Here is an 18,675-nt window from a genome sequence, read left to right as displayed (position 1 = left end):
CCCGGCTTATTCATGAGGCCGACCTGAAAACGAAGATGGCGAGAGGTTTTCTCTTGTAGAATCAGGATGTTCCTGCCAGAACACGATTCAAGAGGACCACTCGCCATGGGTGAAAGCCTATCCACCTGGACGCCCTCATGCAACGGCTCTGTCCGTGTTGAGCTGAGCGGCCAGCGCACCACCAGCGACAGCGGCGCCCTGCTGCTGCGTGAAGCCCTCGACAACAGCGGCGTGATCGAGGCGCTGGAAGACAATCTGGTCGATCGACGCCACCCGCTGCGCATCCGTCATTCGCTGGCCAGCCAGTTGCGTACCTTGGTGCTGCAGCGTGCGATGGGCTGGATCGATCTCAGCGATACCGACACGCTGCGCCGTGACCCGCTTTGGCAGTTGGCCTGCAGCGATGCACGCGGCATGACACCCCTGGTCCAGGACCGGCCGTCTCAAGCCACGCTGTCGCGGCTGCTGAGCTGCCTCGGTCGTAACGACAATATCGATGCCGTGCACGAAGGCCTGTTGCGGCTGGTGGTCTGGCGCCTGACCTCGCTGCAGAACGGTGAACGTCCCAAACAGCTGACGCTGGACATCGATGGCCTGCCGATCGAGGTGCATGGCCATCAGGGCGGGTCGGCCTATCATGGCCTTTACGGGGCCCGCATCTACTCGCCGCTGGTCGCATCGTTGGCGGAGACCGGCGACATGGTGGGCGGCCTGCTGCGCGAGGGCAACGCCGGCCCGGCAGAGAACGCCGACACCTGGATCCCGCATCTGGTACGACGACTCAACGAGAGCACCGGGGCACAGGTTCGTGTGCGCATCGACGCCGGTTTTACCGATAACGCGACGCTGGAGGCCCTGGAGGATCGGGAGATCGAATACCTGGGCCGGTTGCGCAGTCACACCGGTCTACAGAAGCTGGCAGCACCGCTCCTGAAGCGGCCACCCGGCCGGCCACCCGAGCAGCCTCGCGAGTGGTGCCACGATCTGGAGTACCAAGCCGGCTCCTGGTCGGCACCGCGGCGCGTAGTGCTGGTGGTGCAGGAACGCCCCGATGACCTGCTGCTGCATGCCTTCTTCCTGGTCACCAACCTCAGCAAGTTCGACTGGCCGCCAGAGAAGGTCCTAGCACTCTATCGCAAGCGCGGCAGCGCCGAGGCGCACATGGGCGAGGTGAAATCAGCACTCGACGTGCATCTCTCCTCGACCGACCGCGGCGCTTCCACCGTTCAAGAGGTGATGGCCCGCAACGAAGTGAGTCTGCTACTGAGTCTCTACGCCTACCAGGTCCTGCATGGCCTGCGCTGCCTGCTGGAGCGGCAGACCCGGCAAGGCTGGAGCCTCAGCCGGATGCGCGAGCAGGTGCTGAAGGTCGCCGCCACGCTGAGGCTGCACGCTCGGCGAATCACCGTTCATCTGGGGGCCGCCGCCGACAAGTGGTGGCCGACGCTGCTGAAGGGGCTGCCGAAGCTGACCGCACTGAGCTGACGCTCCTGCGAGACCACCACAGCATCAGAAAGCGAGCGACCGGAGCGGCGGTCGGCGATCACGGCTGCTTGGACGGTCGCAATTGATTCCAAAGAGCTATAAGTAAGTAGGAAAAGGGCTGCGTTCTGGCATTACTCAACAGCCACTCGCGCTGAAGATGCGAATCCTGATAAGCAATGCCAACAGCCAGTACCTTCAGACCGCTCAATCAGCGCCCTCGTGAATAAGGCGGGTTAATGTTGGTAGTCATGATTTTGAATCTGCAATGGACTTCATCAAAGATGAGGTTCTGACCAACCAAATAGTCGAACTTACTGCCAGCTTTGTTGCGTACCACGATAATGCTTACGCCCACTCAATTATGTCTGGCTCATGCGATTGGCCTGCTGGCTCGCTATTGAAAAAGCTGGTTGAAGCTTTGCCGCAGGCTGATAAACAACTTCACGTCGCTACGCCAAATTACGATTTGCTGGCTGAATACGCCTTAATTCGGCACAAGATTCCCTACATTACCGGATTTCACGGTGGGTTCCTTCGTCGCTACGATTGGGGTGAAGCAAAAAAGTCAGTTCAATCCATTCAGAAAGGTCTTGGCAGACCGAGGCAGCCACCAAGAGTTGTTGAATGTAAACATGTTCGCTTACACAAGCCGCACGGTTCGTTAAATACATTTGAATGGGAAGCCCAGCTTATTGAATGTAACAGCTGGATACTCAACAAACCTAGTGGCGTTGTTCGAGCCATGATCACTCCAGGTACGGCCAAATATCAACGATTACACAAGGACAGAGCACAGTTAGCCGAGTACGACATAGCTGTCGGAAACCATACTAGCTTCCTATTTTTAGGGTTTGGCTTTAACGATTCCCAGCTTGTTAACAACGCATTTAGGCAAAAGCTTGAACAAGACCAATGCCGTGCTTTGGTGATTACTCGGGATTCAAACCCGAGAATTGAAGAGTGGCTAGGCAAATGTCCGAACATGTGGCTCATCTGCAAACAGGCTGACTCAGACAAAAGTAGGATCTACAACTCAAAGTATGAAAACTGGCTACATATTGATGATAAGGAATTATGGCGTTTTGACGCTTTTACCAACGAATTTTTAGGGGGGTAACATGGCACTTTTTACTTTCAATGATGACAGCTACACACTTGGCAACATCCGTGAAGTTGACACCCGAAAAGTAACCATTCTGGTTAACAGTGATAAAGATCTACGTAAAGCCAGAGTTGGACAACTTGTAACCGTACAACTTAGCGGTGCAACTGAATGTTGGCTGATTGGCATGATTGATAAAGTCATCAAAGCGGTAGTCACTCAGCCACTTACACAGGAAATAGCTGAAGATGATTTTGACGAGATAGACGCTTTTGAAGATAGCGTAGTCAATACAGTTAAGATCACGCTGATGGGTGCAGCCCGCTGGGATGCAATCGTTCAAAAATATAAGTTTTCACGATCACTTGATCACGTCCCTGAAATTGACTCAACCTGTTACGTGCTTAAAGACGCTCATCTAGAAGAATTCATGCGTGTGATTTCTGAGTGTGGTGATGGAGAACACTCACTGGAACTGGGCTCTTATAAGCTTAATGAAAAAGCACGGGCTTATGTCGATGGCAATAAGCTTTTCCAGCGGCATGCCGCTTTGCTTGGCAGTACCGGCTCTGGTAAATCATGGACGGTTGCCTCTATTTTGGAAAGAAGCTCACAGCTACCTTCTTCAAACCTTGTTGTATTCGACCTGCATGGTGAGTACAAGGAACTTTCTTATGCTAAGCAGCTGAGAGTACCTGGGCCGGATGAGGTTGACGCAGATGATGACTCACTGCTCTTTCTGCCGTACTGGTTGCTTAATTCGGAAGAGATTCAATCATTATTCGTTGATCGCAGCGAGTTCAGTGCACATAACCAAGTGGTGGTTGTGCAAGATGCAATTACGGAAAATAAGAAAGCATTTTTAGAGGAAAATGGACGCAATGATTTATTAAAGTCATTCACGTTAGATAGTCCGATCCCTTTTTCAATTGAAGATGTTGTAGAAAAACTAAGGTTTCTCAATGAAGACCATAGAGTGCCTCGCGCTGATGGCAAGGGGGACAAAAGCGGGCCATTCAATGGTGAATTTTCGCGACTTTTGGTGAGAATTAGAAGCCGGCTAAGTGATCGGCGTTACGGATTCCTTTTCAAAAGCCCTCAAAAATTCAATCAATACGGTTCGTTGAGCATGATTGCTGAAAAACTGATGGGTTTTGGCAATCAAAAGCAAAGCATAAAAGTAATCGACTTCTCAGAGGTTCCTGCTGACATACTGCCAGTCATCATTGGACTGGTTGCTCGTATTATCTATCAGGTTCAATTCTGGACTGATCCGAATAGCCGCAGACCAGTTGCTTTTGTCTGCGATGAAGCTCACCTATATCTGCCAAGAAAAGAAGGTAACCCAGTTGAACGCAGAGCGGTCGAAGCATTTGAGAAGATAGCTAAGGAAGGTCGAAAATACGGCGTTGCACTCATGATTGTGAGCCAACGGCCTTCAGATGTAAGTGCCACCATTCTAAGCCAGTGTAACAACATCATTTCATTGCGTTTAACAAACGCGGATGACCAAGCAACTGTTCGAAAATTACTACCAGAAAGCCTAGAAAGCCTCTTAGAAGCATTACCCATCATGGATGTTGGCGAAGCCATGGTTGTAGGAGACTCGGTACTACTGCCGAGTAGAATAAAAATTGATCCTCCTGCTGAAAAGCCACTGAGCGCAACAATTGATTTCTGGTCTCGTTGGCAAGAAGACGCTACCAATGCCGATTTTGCATTGGCTGTAGAAAACATGCGCCGACAAAATAGAACGAAACCCTAACCTGAAGCTGCACCTCGGGTATCAGGCGTTGAAGAGAGATAACGAATGACACAATACACACCCAAATTTCAGGAAGAATGTAGTGCCAAGTGACCAGTGCTGAGGTTCCTGCTCAGACAGGGTGATAGGTACCGGCATAAAAAATGACGTGATCCTCTACACCACCGACGATGGCCAATCTCAGTTCGTACTACGCGAGCTGGGTGGCCAGGTATGGCTGACCCAGCTGGAAATGGCGGAGCTGTACCAGACCAGAAAACAGAACATCAGCAAGCATGTGAAGGGCGTTTTGTCAGACGGGGGGCTGGCTGAAGCGGCAGTTGTCAACTCCAGGTTTACAACTGCCGCTGATGGCAAAGAGTATCTGACACAGCTCTACGCGCTGCCCCTGATTATTGCCATGGGCTACTGGGTTCGCTCGACCTGTGGTACCCAATTTCGGCAGTGGGCAACACGCACCTTGGGCGATTATCTGACAAAAGGCTTTGCGATTGACGACGCGCGCCTGAAAAATCTACCTGTGGCTGCCTCAGCGGTAACGGACTATTTTTGACGAATTGCTCGAACGCATCCGAGATATCCGGGCGAGTGAGCGATGAGCGACATGCGCCTTCGGGTGCGGAAATTTTTGCACTGGCAGCCACCAAAGAAATAAAGGGCCGGAATGACTATCCAAACAGCCCCCGGATGTCAGGAAAAATACAGTGCCAGGCTTCTGGCAGTACCTATTCAGAACACAGGGGCCAGTTATGCCAAACGACTTCTCTGCGGAATCCTTACTGGAACAATTGCGCCAACTGGATGAATGCCCGCGCATTGAAGCCAAACGTGGTAGCGAGATAGGTAGCTCGGTGATGCAGACTGTGTGTGCTTTTGCTAACGAGCCCGGGCTGGGTGGTGGTTATTTGCTGCTGGGTGTAAGTGAGCCGGATGCACAGCACAACCAGTTTTATGTTTCGGGTGTTGATAACACCGATAAGCTGCTTGGTAACTTACAGGCCAACTGCAGTGAGCACGTTGAACAAACGGTACCATCTGAGGCGCTGGACGCTCTGGCCGTCCGCCACGGAAAGGGGATCTCCCCTATTTGCAGCGGAAAGCTCGAATACAGGTGACCTTGGCGCAAATACAGGTGACCCTTCTGTAAATACAGGTGAGCTGCATTCAGATACACGGGAGCTGCCAGCCGGGCCGGATTACGGCAAGCTCTGAAGGAGCTCTCTCTCAAAGCCCGCAATAGAAACAACAAGGAATTGATATTGATGGCTGAACCCCATGCCCCGAAGTTTCAGGAAGAATACAGCGCCAAGTTACCGGCGCTGACGTTGTTGACCAACCTCGGGTGGTCGTTCCTCTCCCCTGAACTCGCGTTAGCTGCCCGTGGTGGTAAAGCCGATGAAGTGGTTTTACGCCAGGTGCTGCGCGGTGAGCTTCAAAAGCGCACGTTTACCTTTGCCGGTAACAGCTACCCGCTGTCTGAAAAGGCTATCGACAACCTGATTGCCGAGGTGTGCAGCCCTGCACTTAACGAAGGCTTGTTAACGGCCAACGAACGCCTGTACAACCACCTGCTGTATGGCATCTCCGTCACTGAGTTTGTGGATGGTAAAAAGGCCAGCCCGACGGTTGCGCTGATTGATTGGCAGAACCCGGCCAACAACAGCTTTGTGTTTACCGAAGAGTTTACCGTTACCCGCTCGGGCGGCGTCGGCTCTTCATTTCAAGACAAGCGAAGACCCGATATTGTCTGCTTTGTAAACGGTATTCCTCTGGTTGTGATTGAGGCGAAGCGCCCGGATGGCAAGGCCCGGTCTGGAAAAGGGGGAGGCCCCACCATTGACGAGGGCATTTCGCAAAGCCTGCGTAACCAGCGCCATGATGAAATCCCGCTACTGTTCGCCTATAGCCAAATGCTGCTGTCCATAAACGGCAACGAAGGCCGTTATGGTACCTGCGGCACGCCCGCTAAATTCTGGGCTGCCTGGCGTGAAGAAGACATCGCAGATAGCCAGATGTACGCCATCAAAAATACAAAACTCAAAGATGAGCAGCTGGCAGGCTTATTCAGCCACCGCCCGGCAAAAGATCTGGATTGGTATCAGAGCCTGACCGCTGCGGGGGAGCTTGCGGTTACTGGCCAGGATCAAATGCTGATCAGCTTGTTAAGCCCTGCCCGGTTGCTGGAGATGACCCGTTACTTCACCTTGTTCGATAAAAAGGCTGGCAAAATCGTCGCCCGTTATCAGCAGGTATTTGGTATCAAGCGGCTGATTGAGCGCATCAATACCCGCAGCAGCACCGGAGGGCGTGAGGGCGGTGTGATTTGGCATACCACGGGTTCGGGCAAGTCATTCACGATGGTGTTTTTAAGTAAGGCACTGATCCTTCACGAGAGCCTGAAGCAATGCCGCATTGTGGTGGTGACTGACCGGGTAGACCTGGAAACCCAGCTGAGCAAAACCTTTGCCTCTGGCGGTGAGCTGGCCGGTAGGAAAGACAAAGAAGCGGCGATGGCCACCTCTGGCAAACGCCTGGCTGAACAGATTGGCAAAGGCACTGAGCGGATTATCTTCTCGCTGATCCAGAAGTTTAATACCGCCACCAAAATGCCGGAGTGTGTAAACCACAGTTCTGACATCATTGTGCTGATTGATGAAGGCCACCGCAGCCAGGGTGGTGAAAACCATATCCGCATGAAGCAGGCGCTGCCCAATGCTGCCTTTGTCGCCTTCACCGGCACACCACTGTTAAAAGACGACAAGACCACCAATAAGTTTGGCCCCATTGTGCACGCTTACACCATGCAGCGCGCCGTAGAAGACCAGACGGTGACACCACTGCTGTACGAAGAACGCATTCCCGATCTGGATGTGAATGAACGCGCCATCGACAGTTGGTTTGAGCGCATTACCGAAGGTCTTTCAGACGAGCAAAAAGCTGACTTAAAGCGCAAGTTTGCCAAAAAAGGCCAGGTATACGGTGCGGATGACCGCATTCGCTTGGTGGCACTGGATATTGCCAACCACTTCGTAAAGAACATCGACGAAGGTTTGAAAGGCCAATTGGCCTGCGACAGCAAGGCCTCTGCTATCAAGTACAAAAAGTATCTGGACGAGGCAGGCTTGTTTGAATCTGCGGTGGTGATGAGCCCGCCGGATAGCCGTGAAGGTAATACCGCTGTCGATGAGGCCACCACACCGGAAGTGACCCAGTGGTGGAAAGACAACGTGGGCGCTCTCTTTGGTTCTGGGGATGAACAGGCCTACACCAAACATATTATCGAACGCTTCGACAAAGATGATTCACTGAAGATTGTGATCGTGGTCGATAAGTTGCTCACCGGCTTCGATGAGCCGAAAAACACGGTACTGTACATCGACAAGCCACTGAAAGAGCACAATCTGATTCAGGCCATTGCGCGGGTAAATCGCCTGCACCCGAAGAAGAAATTTGGCTTGCTCATCGACTATCGCGGCATTCTGGCCGAACTGGATACCACCATTCAGAAATATCAGGATCTGGCCTCCCGTACTCAGGGCGGTTACGACATTAATGATATTGCTGGCCTCTATAACCAGATGAGTACCGAGTACAAGCGCCTGCCACAGCTCTATAAGCAGCTGTGGGCCATATTCGATGGCGTGAAAAACAAGAACGATATTGAGCAATTGCGTCAGGTGCTGGTGCCGAAGATTGAAGACAGAGAGGGCGAGCTGGTGGATGTGCACCTGAAAGTACGTGAGGACTTCTACGAAGCCCTCACGGCCTTCGCCAGCTGTTTGAAGATTGCGCTGCAATCGGCCACCTTCTTTGAAGACAAGAGCTTTAGCGACCAGGATCGTCGCCACTACAAAGAAACGGTGAAGCAGTTTTCCAGTCTGCGCCAACTGGTGCAACAAGATGCGGGCGAGAAGATTGACTACGACGAATACGCCGAACAGGTGAAAAAGCTGCTGGATAAGCATGTGGTGGGAGTTGAGGTTAAAGAGCCCGGTGGCGTGTATGAAGTAGGCAAGATGGGGCAAAAGCAACAGCCAGAAGACTGGAGCGAAGATAAAACCCGCAACGAAACCGACATTATCAAAACCCGCGTAACGCGTATGATTGAGCAGGAGCTGCGGGACGATCCCTATGCACAGGAAGCGTTTTCCAAGCTGCTGCGCCAGGCCATTGAAGAGGCCGAAAAGCTATTCGACCACCCACTGAAGCAGTACATGCTGTTCCGTGAATTTGAAGAGCAAGTTCAAGACAGGCGCTTAAACGACATACCTGATGCCTTTGCCGGTAACCGCCATGCTCAGGCCTATTTTGGTGTATTCAAAAAGGTATTGCCGGAAGCTCTTTCTGTGCTCGACCAGCAAGTTCAAGATAAGTGGGTCAAAGTGGCCTTTGACATTGACCAGGCGGTAGAAACCTCTGTCGCGGAAAACTCCATCAATCCGCAAAACATCGAAGCCGATATTCGCAAAAAGCTACTGCCGCGCATGTTCCAGGAATGCAAAGCCATTGGCGGCGGCATGGATCAGGCCAAGAAGGTTGTTGAGATGATTGTTCAGATCACTCGAGTGGGGTTAAACGGTGCTTGAACGGGTATAACCAGATGAATGTGCCGATTAAACGCCGTCCCGAAAAAACAGGCCAGACCATGAGCTTTTGCTACGGTGACGAGCAGATTACGTTTGAGCGCGTTAAGCGCCCGCAAGCCACTGGCAAGGTATTGATCAAGGTTCATCCGGACTGTCGGGTAATCGCATCCGCTCCCGAAGATGCGGACAGCGAGGCGGTTCTATCGGCTGTTAAAAAGCGTGGACGTTGGATATACGAGCAACTCAGGGACTTTCGAAAACAGCTTGAGTTCATTACACCGCGCCAGTACATCAGTGGCGAAAGCCATTACTACCTTGGGAAACGGTACCTGCTGAAAGTGATTGAAACCCCTGAGCAGGTTCAAGGCGTGAAACTGCTGCGCGGCAAGCTGGAAGTGTCAGTTCGAGTAAAGTCTACCGACAAGGTGAAAGAACGGTTGACCGACTGGTACAAAGAGCGGGCCAAAGAAACCTTTGCCAAGCGCCTTGATGCCATGCTGGAGCAGGCCCTTTGGGTGGATGAGCGCCCACCTCTGCGCATACTGACCATGCAAACCCAATGGGGCAGTTGCTCACCCAGTGGTCGAATCACTCTGAACCCGCACCTGGTTAAAGCGCCTCGTGAGTGCATTGACTATGTGATATTGCATGAGCTTTGCCACATCGCCGAGCATAATCACAGCGAACGCTTCTATCGGCTGATGAACCGGGTGATGCCCAAGTGGGAAAAGACCAAAGAGAAGCTGGACGGTATGGCGATGGCGATTACAAATTAAAGACACCTGCAAGCAAACACCGGCAAAGCCTCCCGGCCTTGCCAGTGTGTACAGGTGATCAGCTGCGGCTGGTCACTTCCAGCAGGTGATAACCGAACTGGGTCTGGATCGGGCCGATCACGGTGTTCAGTTCACCGCTGAATACGGCTTTGTCGAACTCGGGTACCATCTGGCCCGGGCCGAAGGAGCCCAGGTCGCCGCCGTTGCGGCCAGACGGGCAGCTGGAGTGCTGTTTGGCGACTTCGGCGAAGTCCTGGCCACCTTCGATGGCTTTTTTCAGTTCTTCACATTTTGCTTCGCTGTCGACCAGAATGTGGCGTGCGGTTGCTTGTGCCATGGTTTCAATCCTGTGTTGCATGAGTGGAACTTCCTGAACGGGAATGCTGCCCGCACCGCGCCCGGAGGGCAAGTGCTTTTTGTCGGTGTTTTTCCGGTCTGACAGTGTGGCGGGCAAACCTGTACAATGCCGCGTTTCTTTTGCCGGTGGCCACCGGCCTTCACTTTTGCAGGTTTCTTCCTTGATCTCTACAGCTAATCTGACCATGCAATTCGGGGTAAAGCCCCTGTTTGAAAATGTTTCTGCCAAGTTCGGCAACGGCAACCGTTACGGCCTGATCGGCGCCAATGGTTGTGGCAAATCCACGCTGATGAAAATTCTCGGGGGCGATCTGGAGCCCTCGGCTGGCCAGGTGATGCTGGAGCCCAATACCCGCTTGGGTAAGCTGCGCCAGGATCAGTTTGCCTATGAGAACTGCACGGTGATGGACACCGTGATCATGGGCCACGAGGAACTCTGGCAGGTGAAGAAAGAGCGTGACCGCATCTATTCACTGCCGGAAATGAGTGAAGAAGACGGCATGGCGGTGGCGGATCTGGAGGTACAGTTTGCCGAGATGGACGGCTACACCGCGGAATCCCGTGCCGGTGAATTGCTGCTGGGGCTGGATATCCCGCTGGAGCAGCACGAGGGGCCCATGAGTGCTCTGGCGCCGGGCTGGAAACTGCGTGTGTTGCTGGCCCAGGCGCTGTTCTCAGATCCGGACGTGTTGCTGCTGGACGAGCCCACCAACCACCTGGACATCAACACCATCCGCTGGTTGGAGAATATCCTGGTGGCCCGCAACAGCACCATGATCATCATCTCTCACGACCGGCACTTTCTGAACAGTGTCTGCACGCACATGGCCGACCTGGATTATGGCGAGCTGCGTCTGTTCCCGGGCAACTACGATGAGTATATGACCGCCGCCACCCAGGCCCGTGAGCGTATGATGGCGGACAACGCCAAGAAGAAGGCGCAGATTGCCGAACTGCAGCAGTTTGTCAGCCGCTTCTCGGCCAACGCCTCCAAGGCCAAGCAGGCGACGTCCCGGGCCCGGCAGATCGACAAGATTCAGCTGGAAGAGGTGAAGCCGTCGAGCCGGGTCAGCCCGTTTATCCGCTTCGAGCAGGGTAAAAAGCTGCACCGTCAGGCGGTGACGCTGGAGAAGCTGACCAAAGGCTTTGACGAAGGCCCCTTGTTCCGCAACCTGGATTTGCAGATTGAAGCGGGGGAGCGGGTGGCGATCATCGGGCCGAACGGGATTGGTAAAACCACGCTGCTGCAGTGTCTGGCAGGCGCGTTCACACCGGACAGCGGGCAGGTGAAGTGGACGGACAGTGCCGAGGTGGGGTATTTCGCCCAGGACCATACGGCGGATTTTGCCGCCGATGACACGCTGACCGAGTGGATGGCCCAGTGGACGACCGGCGGTGATCAGTTGGTGCGTGGCACGCTGGGGCGCATGTTGTTTTCCAGTGATGATATTGGCAAGTCGGTGAAGGTGTTGTCTGGTGGCGAGCAGGGGCGGATGCTGTTCGGCAAGCTGATTCTGCAGAAGCCGAATGTGATGCTGCTGGATGAGCCGACCAACCACCTGGATATGGAGTCGATTGAGGCGTTGAACCTGGCGCTGGAAAATTACCCGGGGACGCTGATTTTTGTCAGCCATGACCGGGAGTTTGTGTCTTCGCTGGCGACGCGGATTATTGAGTTGGGGGCGGATGGGGTGACGGATTTCAGTGGCTCCTATGATGACTATTTGCGGAGTCAGGGGTATTTGTAACCCTTGACCCGCTCCTGCGCATCAAGCCTTGGCGTGGGTTTTTGAGAGCAAGGATTAATCATTGAACGAGCATGAAGTTATTAACGCCACCCGGCACTGGGTGGAGGACGTTGTTGTAGGCTACAACCTGTGTCCCTTTGCCAAGCGTGAGTTGGTGAAGGATCGGGTGCGGTTTGTGGTGACCGGGGCCGCGACGGAGGAAGCCTTGTTGCAGGCGCTGCAGGATGAGTTGCTGCATTTGCAAGAGGCGCCGGAGGTGGAGACCACGCTGTTGATTCATCCCGGGGTGCTGCAGGATTTCGGCGCCTATAACGAGTTTCTGGATGTGGCGGATGGTTTGCTGGTCTTTCTGGATCTGGAAGGGGTGTTCCAGGTGGCGAGCTTTCATCCGGATTATCAGTTTGCCGGAACCGGGCCGGAGTCGGCGGAGAATTATACCAATCGGTCGCCATTTCCCATGCTGCATCTGCTGCGGGAGTCGAGCCTGGAGGCGGCGATTGATAATTATCCCGATGTGGACGGGATTCCGGACAGGAATATTGAGCTGATGGAGCGCCTGGGTGCCGATAAGATGCGTGCGGTGCTGGCGGGCTGTTTTCGTTCCGGCGGGGATGACTGAGCAGGGTTCCCGCCTGTTTTCTGATTTTCGATGATGTTGGTGTTATGTCTGATCTGTCTCTGATTCAGTATGTGCTGATTGCCCTGGTGTTTGTTTGGAGCGGGTTTGTGCGTTCCGGGCTGGCGTTCGGGGGAGCGGTGCTGGCGTTGCCGTTTCTGTTGCTGATTCACAACGATCCGTTGGTGTACTTGCCGATTATTTCGGTGCATTTGTTGATTTTTTCTTCGCTGACCATCTGGATGAATCATCGCAAGCAGGCGGCCCAGGCTGGCGGTGGCGACGTGTCGGGCACGGTGGACTGGCGTTATCTGGGCAAGATACTGGGCATTATGATTGTGCCCAAGATCATCGGGGTGTTCGGGTTGATTACCTTTCCTGCGGTGGTGATGAGCTCGATCATTTTCGTGATCGTGTCGGTGTATGCCATGTCGTACATTCTCAACAAGCCGTTCCGCAGTAAAAGTCCGTTTGTGGATACGGTGTTCCTGATGCTGGGAGGGTACATCAGCGGTACGTCGCTGATCGGTGCGCCGCTGGTGATTGCCGTGGTGGCTCAGCACCTGCCCCGGGAGCGGCTGCGGGATACCCTGTTCGCGCTCTGGTTTATTCTGGTGACCATCAAGATGGGCGCGTTTGTCTGGGCCGGTATTGATCTGCAGCTTGTCCACCATCTGTGGTTGCTGCCCTGTGCGGCGGTGGGCCACGTCATCGGGCTGTGGTTTCACGAGCGTATGCTTAAATCGGAGCCGACGGTGTTTTTCCGGTTTCTGGGGGTGGTTTTGCTGGTGGTGAGTTCGCTGGGGTTGTGGCGGGGGATTACCGGTTGAATGAATGCCCCGGCCTTGGCCGGGGCATTGCACAGGTGGATCAGATCAGGTTGTAGATAAACACAATGCCGACCGCCACCGGGGTAATAAACCGCACGGTGACAAACCACAGGTTGAACAAGCCCGGCGACAGCGCCAGTTCCTTTTCCATGGCCGGTCTGGACATAATCCAGCCTGCCATCACCGCCACCAGCAGGCCACCCAGTGGCAGCAGGATGTTGGCGGTGAAGAAGTCCAGCAAATCAAAGATGGTTTTGCCTTCCAGCTTCGGAATGAAGCTCAGCGGTGCCACGTCGGCCCACAGGTTGAGCGACAGGATTGAGGCGATGCCCAGCGCCCAGCAGACAATGCCGGCACCCAGGGTACTGATGGAGCGATTCAGGCCTTTTTGTTCTTCCAGCCATTCCACAATGGGTTCCAGCAGGGAAATGCCGGACGTCCAGGCGGCGAAGATCAGCAGCACGAAAAACAGGGTACCGAACAGCGAGCCCATGGGCATCTGGCCGAAGGCCAGTGGCAGGGTCTGGAAGATCAGCCCGGGGCCTGCGCCTGGCTCCAGCCCGTTGGCAAAGACAATCGGGAAGATGGCAAGGCCAGCCAACAGCGCCACGCCAGTATCGATCACCGAGACGGTGATGGAGGTCTTGGCAATGGAGATTTTCTTCGGCAGATAGGAGCCGTAGGCCATCATCACCGCCATGCCCAGGCTCAGGGTAAAGAAGGCGTGGCCGAGCGCAACCAGCACACCGGAGGTGGTGAGTTTGGAAAAGTCTGGCTGGAACAGAAAGGCGGCCGCCTGGCCGAAGTGGCCGGTGGTCATAGAGTAGCCGACCACCACCAGCAACAGCACGAACAGAGCGGGCATCAGAATACTGACGGCGCGCTCAAGGCCGGAGCGCACGCCCCGCGCCACCACCAGCATTACCATGGCCATAAACAGGGTGTGCCACAGCAGCAGGGTGCCGGGATTGCTGAGCAGGCCGGAGAAAATCTCACCCACCGCATCGGCGGTTTGCCCGGTCAACTGGCCACTGGCGGTGGTGCCCACGTAGGAAATGGCCCAGCCGCCAATCACCGAATAGAACGACAAAATCAGAAAGCCTGCCAATACACCAACAGCGCCCACCAGTTTCCAGGCCGGGTTCAGGCCATCCTGCCGGGCAATCAGGCGGATACTGTTCACCGGGCTGTGGCCGCCCCGGCGGCCGATCATTACTTCTGCCATCATGATCGGGATGCCGATGATGGCAATGCACAGCAGGTACACCAGCACAAAGGCACCGCCGCCGTTTTCACCGGTGACGTAGGGGAATTTCCAGATGTTGCCCAGGCCCACGGCGGAGCCGGTGGCGGCCAGGATGAATGCCAGCCGTGAAGACCAGAGCCCCCGCTGGGCATTGGCGCCTTCCAGGGTGCCGGAATAGGTGGCAGAGCTGTTTGATGAAACAGACATGGTTGTCTCCCGAGAGTGTTGTTTTTGTTTCAGGGGTTAAGCGCGGGAGCGCAGTCGCTGCGCTCCCTTAACAGTGTCGGCGTACCCGAATCAGTGGGTGCCAGTCGCCCGCTCTGGAGCGGGAGCACTGGCCGCCGCGTGCTTTTTGAAGCGTTCTTCCGCCAGTTGGTTGGCGATGGCGCCGGTTGGCGTGCCGGATTCATCGGAGCGGCGGAAGATTTCGGTGAGCGTGTCGCCGATGGTTTCCACGTGCTGGCGCACGGTTTGTGGGGTGGCACCGGAGCGCTCATAGAACACGTCGATAATGCCACCGGCGTTGATGGCAAAGTCCGGTGCGTAGAGGATGCCGCGCTCTTTCAGGGCGGCGTCGTGTTCCGGGCGATCCAACAGGTTATTGGCGGCTCCGGCAATAACCGCCGCCTTGATGGTAGGAATGCTGCGGTCGTTGAGAATGGCGCCCATGGCGCAGGGGGCCAGCACATCCACCGGCAGGGTGAGAATTTCCTCCGGCGCCACCGCGGTGGCGCCCAGTTCGTCCACCGCGCGCTGCAGGTTGTCCTGATGAATGTCGGTAACCCAGAGTTCGGCCCCCGCCTCTTTCAGGTGCTGCGCCAGGCGAAAGCCGACATTACCCAGGCCTTGCACGGCGACTTTCAGCCCGGTCAGATCGCCGCGACCAAGCTTGTGACGGACGGCGGCCTGCAGGCCAACGAAGGTGCCATAAGCGGTGGTGGGCGAGGGGTCGCCGTTGCTGGGTTTACCGTTAAAGGCGATGTGATCGGTAATGCCCGCCACGTGTTGGGTGTGGCGGCCCATGATTTTCAGGTCGGGTACGCTGGTGCCCGAGTCTTCGGCGCCAATGTAGCGGCCACCGAGGCTTTCCAGATGGCGGCCCATGGCTTCCAGCAGCGCTTCGGTCTTGTGTTGGCGCGGGTCGCCGATAATCACCGACTTGCCACCGCCCAGATCCAGATTGGCGAGGGCGGATTTGTAGGTCATGCCCCGGGACAGGCGCAACACATCCCGCAGGGCTTCTTCATCGTTGGCGTAGGGGAACATTCGACAGCCGCCCAGTGCCGGGCCCCGGGACGTATTATGGATGGCAACAATGGCCTTCAGGCCGGTCTCGGCATCGCAGAAAAACGACAGGTGCTCGTGATTATCAAATTCCGGGTGATTGAACAGCATGGTCAAATCCTCTCCATTGCGGCCGGATGGCGGCGGCAGGTGGTATTGTTTTTGTCCTCCGGCTTGTGGCCGGGATTTCGGTATCCGCCCGAAGGAGTGGTCGGGTTGCCCTTTTGGGGCTGGACAAAATTCAAGCTAAATGAAGTTTACGTGAACGTCAACCTCAAGTTCGGGAATTTCCGAAACCCGGGCGAAACCGTCCGGACTCTGGCAGGTGAACTCGTATTCTCGGCGATGTGGTGGTTATTACCTATTCGTGTTTGTCTCTATCCCGATTAGTTTCTGTCGATGTCTGAGACCTCTTACACCTACTCGTTTGACGCCCGCAAGGCGCGCACCGAATTCTTCCGCCTGATGCCGATATCACTGTTTGTATTGGCATTTGGGGCGGCCTTTGGTCTGGCCGCCATCCAGGAAGGCCTGTCACCCCTGCAAGCCATTTTGATGAGCACCACGGTATTTGCCGGTGCCTCTCAGTTTGCGGCGGTGGATATCTGGGGTGCGGAAGTCTCCGTGCTGCCGCTGATTGCGGTGGTGTTTGCCATTAATTCCCGGCACCTGCTGATGGGGGCCTCGCTGTACCCGATGCTGAAAACTGTGCCGCCGGGCCAGCGTTACGCCATGCTGCTGGTATTGACTGATGCCAACTGGGCGGTGTCGGCTCAGGAATACCAGGCCGGGCGACACAATCTGGAGGTGATTGTGGGGGGCGGCCTGGTGTTGTGGCTGGCGTGGATTGCCGGAACGGCGCTGGGTGTCTATTTCGGGGGGCTGCTACAAAACCCGAAAACCCTGGGGCTGGATATGGTGTTGGGATGCTTCCTGTTGGCCATGGCCCTGGGCGGTAAGAAAACACCCCGGGTATTGATGGCCTGGCTGGTGGCAGGGGCTGCCTCGCTGGCGGCCTGGAGGTGGCTGCCTCCGAATATGCACGTGGTGGCCGGTGCCATTGCCGGTGGCCTGGTGGGGCTGTTCTGGCTGGAGCCGGAAGTCAGGGCCCGAACCGCCGGGGAGGGTACTGATGACCATTGAAACTTCCACACTGGGGGTGCTGGCGCTGATTGCCATTATGGCGGTGGTTACCCTCATTACCCGTTTCGGTGGCGTGTTCGTGATGTCGTTTATTCGCATCAATGCGCGCACCGAAAGCTTTATTAACACCATGGCCAGTTCGGTGCTGATTGCTATTATTGTGCCCATGGCGGTCAGTGGCGATGCCGGGGCATTGGCGGCTCTGGTGGCCACGGCTGCGGCTATGCTGGCCATCCGTAAACCCCTGCCCGCCATTGCCATCGGGTTGATGGCGGCGGCATCGGTGCGTTATCTGGTCTGAATTGTCAAAGCTGGTTAAATCCCGCTCAAGTTTGCCGGGGGTGTGCCGTTACGTGAGGCAATGTCACGGAGGGGTGCCCGATGATTTTGTCCAGCAATATTTCTTTCGTTCAGAACAGCAGCCGTCATGAGTCGGCGTTTGACAGCTCCCAGCTGAGAATCCGCCAAAGTGGTGCTTCTTTGCCGGGCGAAGGTCAGCAACTGGATGGGCGCGAACTCTCGGTGGTTCGCCAGGCAACCTATCGCTACACCAGTCAGGAGCAGCTGGGTTTCACCAGCTCCAGTCAGGTCAGTGGTGGCGACCGAAACGGCACCTTCACCAGCGCTGAAATGCTTGAGAAATCTTCTGAAGTTTTTTTGATGGGGCAGCAGGCGCTCACGGTAAGCCGGGCCGCACTGGGTGGCGGTGCGGCTGGAGAGAGCTCCGGCAGCCTGTCGGTGTCGGCGGGCCGTTACATGTTTTATTCGCAAAGCCAGTCCCGCAGTTTTGCCTCCACCGGCAGCATTACCCTGGATAACGGCGAAACCATTGATTTTACCCTGTCGTTGCGCCAATCCCAGTCCCACAGTTACGAGTATTCCGAGTCTATCCAGATTCGTGAGCGGCCGATGACCGATCCGTTGGTGATCAATTTTGGAACCTCCACTGCGCGCCTGACCGATACCCTGTTTGAATTCGACATGACCGGCAACGGCGACACCGCGGAATTTGCCAGTCTGGGTTCCGGCAGCGGTTATCTGGTGTTCGATCGTAATGGTAACGGCACGGTGGATGATGGCTCAGAACTTTTTGGGCCCGCCAGTGGTTCCGGTTTCAGTGAACTGGCGGCCTACGATGACGATGGTAACCTGTGGATTGATGAGAACGACGCCGTGTTCGATTCCCTGTCGGTCTGGGTACAGTCGGCCGATGGCAAGCAGGAATTGAAATCCCTGAGCGAGGTGGGGGTGAAAGCCCTGTATGTCGACAATGCCGACGACCGCTTTACCATGACCAACAGCCAGGGTGTGCCATTGGGGCAGATCAAAGGCACCGGGATTTATCTGACCACCGACGGCGAGGTACGAACGCTCGAAGAGCTGGAGCTGGCGGAACAGAACACAGAAACGGTGCCACCGCTAGAAAGCTCCCTCGGGCAGAGCGGCGACGATAACGAGGTGGGTGGCGCCCTGGGCGCACGCATTGATGCCATTCGTAATGCCCTGGCAAAGCTCAACGAACTCCGGGAGAAGCAGCAGGAGTTCATTGAAGAGTCGAAGAAGCTGGGTGAACAGAAGTCGCCTCTGGATGACTACCTGAGCGTGATTGATCGGCTGCGGCTGGAGCTGCTGAACAGCCAGGACGAGAAAAAGCAGGCGGCCAGCCGCTATCTGGAATTTGCCCGGGACTGATCGGGCTTCTAGGCTGAGGGTCAGGCAAACCGAAAAAAGGAAGAG

Annotated in this window: 17 protein-coding genes; 14 read left to right on the top strand and 3 right to left on the bottom strand. The window is 55.4% G+C overall.

The window, feature by feature from the left end; translation table 11 throughout:
* The first annotated feature begins 66 nt into the window (after nucleotides 1–66).
* The 7 genes from C7H09_RS12300 (at nucleotide 67) to C7H09_RS12270 (ending at nucleotide 9,714) form a co-directional block, all read left to right on the top strand.
* Complete coding sequence (locus C7H09_RS12300; protein ID WP_076611315.1) at nucleotides 67–1,485, top strand: IS1380-like element ISPsp9 family transposase; 1,419 nt, start codon at nucleotides 67–69, stop codon at nucleotides 1,483–1,485.
* 265 nt (nucleotides 1,486–1,750) lie between these two features.
* Nucleotides 1,751–2,602: an SIR2 family protein gene (locus C7H09_RS12295; RefSeq protein WP_106763087.1), complete on the top strand. Its 852-nt coding sequence runs from the start codon at nucleotides 1,751–1,753 to the stop codon at nucleotides 2,600–2,602.
* Nucleotide 2,603: 1 nt separating this feature from the next.
* Nucleotides 2,604–4,352, top strand: a complete 1,749-nt coding sequence (locus C7H09_RS12290) for an ATP-binding protein (RefSeq protein WP_106763084.1) — start codon at nucleotides 2,604–2,606, stop codon at nucleotides 4,350–4,352.
* Between the two features lie 148 nt (nucleotides 4,353–4,500).
* Nucleotides 4,501–4,905 (top strand): RhuM family protein, encoded by a 405-nt coding sequence (gene rhuM / locus C7H09_RS12285; protein WP_240616576.1) that lies wholly within the window; start codon nucleotides 4,501–4,503, stop codon nucleotides 4,903–4,905.
* A gap of 196 nt (nucleotides 4,906–5,101) precedes the next feature.
* Nucleotides 5,102–5,467 (top strand): RNA-binding domain-containing protein, encoded by a 366-nt coding sequence (locus C7H09_RS12280; RefSeq protein ID WP_240616575.1) that lies wholly within the window; start codon nucleotides 5,102–5,104, stop codon nucleotides 5,465–5,467.
* Nucleotides 5,468–5,614: 147 nt separating this feature from the next.
* Complete coding sequence (locus tag C7H09_RS12275) at nucleotides 5,615–8,938, top strand: type I restriction endonuclease subunit R (RefSeq protein WP_106763081.1); 3,324 nt, start codon at nucleotides 5,615–5,617, stop codon at nucleotides 8,936–8,938.
* A 59-nt stretch (nucleotides 8,939–8,997) separates the two neighbouring features.
* The gene (locus C7H09_RS12270; RefSeq protein ID WP_206074318.1) at nucleotides 8,998–9,714 is read left to right on the top strand and encodes a M48 family metallopeptidase; all 717 of its coding nucleotides are present in this window, start codon (nucleotides 8,998–9,000) and stop codon (nucleotides 9,712–9,714) included.
* A gap of 58 nt (nucleotides 9,715–9,772) precedes the next feature.
* Here C7H09_RS12270 and C7H09_RS12265 read toward each other — a convergent pair whose 3' ends face one another.
* Nucleotides 9,773–10,051 (bottom strand): peptidylprolyl isomerase, encoded by a 279-nt coding sequence (locus C7H09_RS12265; protein WP_106763117.1) that lies wholly within the window; start codon nucleotides 10,049–10,051, stop codon nucleotides 9,773–9,775.
* A 181-nt stretch (nucleotides 10,052–10,232) separates the two neighbouring features.
* Here C7H09_RS12265 and C7H09_RS12260 point away from each other — a divergent pair, with 181 nt between their 5' ends.
* From C7H09_RS12260 to C7H09_RS12250, 3 genes are all read left to right on the top strand, one after another.
* Nucleotides 10,233–11,819 carry an ABC-F family ATPase gene (locus C7H09_RS12260; protein ID WP_106763115.1) on the top strand — a complete coding sequence of 529 codons (1,587 nt, stop codon included), beginning with the start codon at nucleotides 10,233–10,235 and terminating at the stop codon, nucleotides 11,817–11,819.
* A gap of 61 nt (nucleotides 11,820–11,880) precedes the next feature.
* Nucleotides 11,881–12,438, top strand: coding sequence for a DUF1415 domain-containing protein (locus tag C7H09_RS12255; RefSeq protein ID WP_106763076.1), 558 nt, complete (start codon nucleotides 11,881–11,883; stop codon nucleotides 12,436–12,438).
* A 44-nt stretch (nucleotides 12,439–12,482) separates the two neighbouring features.
* Entirely contained in the window at nucleotides 12,483–13,265 is a 783-nt protein-coding gene (locus C7H09_RS12250) for a TSUP family transporter (RefSeq protein WP_106763073.1), read from the top strand.
* Between the two features lie 40 nt (nucleotides 13,266–13,305).
* Here the strand turns inward: C7H09_RS12250 and C7H09_RS12245 are convergent, their stop codons facing one another.
* Nucleotides 13,306–14,718, bottom strand: a complete 1,413-nt coding sequence (locus C7H09_RS12245; RefSeq protein WP_106763071.1) for a sodium-dependent transporter — start codon at nucleotides 14,716–14,718, stop codon at nucleotides 13,306–13,308.
* 90 nt (nucleotides 14,719–14,808) lie between these two features.
* Nucleotides 14,809–15,906 (bottom strand): Leu/Phe/Val dehydrogenase, encoded by a 1,098-nt coding sequence (locus C7H09_RS12240; protein ID WP_106763068.1) that lies wholly within the window; start codon nucleotides 15,904–15,906, stop codon nucleotides 14,809–14,811.
* Here C7H09_RS12240 and C7H09_RS19770 point away from each other — a divergent pair.
* The 4 genes from C7H09_RS19770 (at nucleotide 15,874) to C7H09_RS12225 (ending at nucleotide 18,630) form a co-directional block, all read left to right on the top strand.
* A complete protein-coding gene (locus C7H09_RS19770) occupies nucleotides 15,874–16,185 on the top strand; it encodes a hypothetical protein (RefSeq protein WP_133166231.1) in 312 nt (103 codons plus the stop codon). The two genes, C7H09_RS12240 and C7H09_RS19770, sit on opposite strands and share 33 nt — an antisense overlap.
* 9 nt (nucleotides 16,186–16,194) lie before the next feature.
* On the top strand, nucleotides 16,195–16,938 hold the full coding sequence (locus tag C7H09_RS12235) for an AzlC family ABC transporter permease (RefSeq protein WP_106763065.1): 744 nt from the start codon (nucleotides 16,195–16,197) through the stop codon (nucleotides 16,936–16,938).
* Nucleotides 16,928–17,239: an AzlD family protein gene (locus tag C7H09_RS12230; RefSeq protein WP_106763062.1), complete on the top strand. Its 312-nt coding sequence runs from the start codon at nucleotides 16,928–16,930 to the stop codon at nucleotides 17,237–17,239. The genes C7H09_RS12235 and C7H09_RS12230 overlap by 11 nt, the downstream gene beginning before the upstream one ends.
* An 80-nt stretch (nucleotides 17,240–17,319) precedes the next feature.
* Nucleotides 17,320–18,630 carry a hypothetical protein gene (locus C7H09_RS12225; RefSeq protein WP_106763060.1) on the top strand — a complete coding sequence of 437 codons (1,311 nt, stop codon included), beginning with the start codon at nucleotides 17,320–17,322 and terminating at the stop codon, nucleotides 18,628–18,630.
* Nucleotides 18,631–18,675 lie beyond the last annotated feature (45 nt).

It is taken from the genome of Marinobacter fuscus (genome assembly GCF_003007675.1).
GTDB lineage: Bacteria > Pseudomonadota > Gammaproteobacteria > Pseudomonadales > Oleiphilaceae > Marinobacter > Marinobacter fuscus.
This window is presented reverse-complemented; position numbering and strand designations above follow the sequence as displayed.

Bases quoted from the DNA above. Each gene is read 5' to 3' on its own strand.
- C7H09_RS12300 (WP_076611315.1), top strand. From the start codon at position 67: ATGTTCCTGCCAGAACACGATTCAAGAGGACCACTCGCCATGGGTGAA.
- C7H09_RS12295 (WP_106763087.1), top strand. From the start codon at position 1,751: ATGGACTTCATCAAAGATGAGGTTCTGACCAACCAAATAGTCGAACTT.
- C7H09_RS12290 (WP_106763084.1), top strand. From the start codon at position 2,604: ATGGCACTTTTTACTTTCAATGATGACAGCTACACACTTGGCAACATC.
- C7H09_RS12280 (WP_240616575.1), top strand. From the start codon at position 5,102: ATGCCAAACGACTTCTCTGCGGAATCCTTACTGGAACAATTGCGCCAA.
- C7H09_RS12275 (WP_106763081.1), top strand. From the start codon at position 5,615: ATGGCTGAACCCCATGCCCCGAAGTTTCAGGAAGAATACAGCGCCAAG.
- C7H09_RS12270 (WP_206074318.1), top strand. From the start codon at position 8,998: ATGAGCTTTTGCTACGGTGACGAGCAGATTACGTTTGAGCGCGTTAAG.
- C7H09_RS12265 (WP_106763117.1), bottom strand. From the start codon at position 10,051: ATGGCACAAGCAACCGCACGCCACATTCTGGTCGACAGCGAAGCAAAA.
- C7H09_RS12250 (WP_106763073.1), top strand. From the start codon at position 12,483: ATGTCTGATCTGTCTCTGATTCAGTATGTGCTGATTGCCCTGGTGTTT.
- C7H09_RS12245 (WP_106763071.1), bottom strand. From the start codon at position 14,718: ATGTCTGTTTCATCAAACAGCTCTGCCACCTATTCCGGCACCCTGGAA.
- C7H09_RS12240 (WP_106763068.1), bottom strand. From the start codon at position 15,906: ATGCTGTTCAATCACCCGGAATTTGATAATCACGAGCACCTGTCGTTT.
- C7H09_RS12235 (WP_106763065.1), top strand. From the start codon at position 16,195: ATGTCTGAGACCTCTTACACCTACTCGTTTGACGCCCGCAAGGCGCGC.
- C7H09_RS12230 (WP_106763062.1), top strand. From the start codon at position 16,928: ATGACCATTGAAACTTCCACACTGGGGGTGCTGGCGCTGATTGCCATT.
- C7H09_RS12225 (WP_106763060.1), top strand. From the start codon at position 17,320: ATGATTTTGTCCAGCAATATTTCTTTCGTTCAGAACAGCAGCCGTCAT.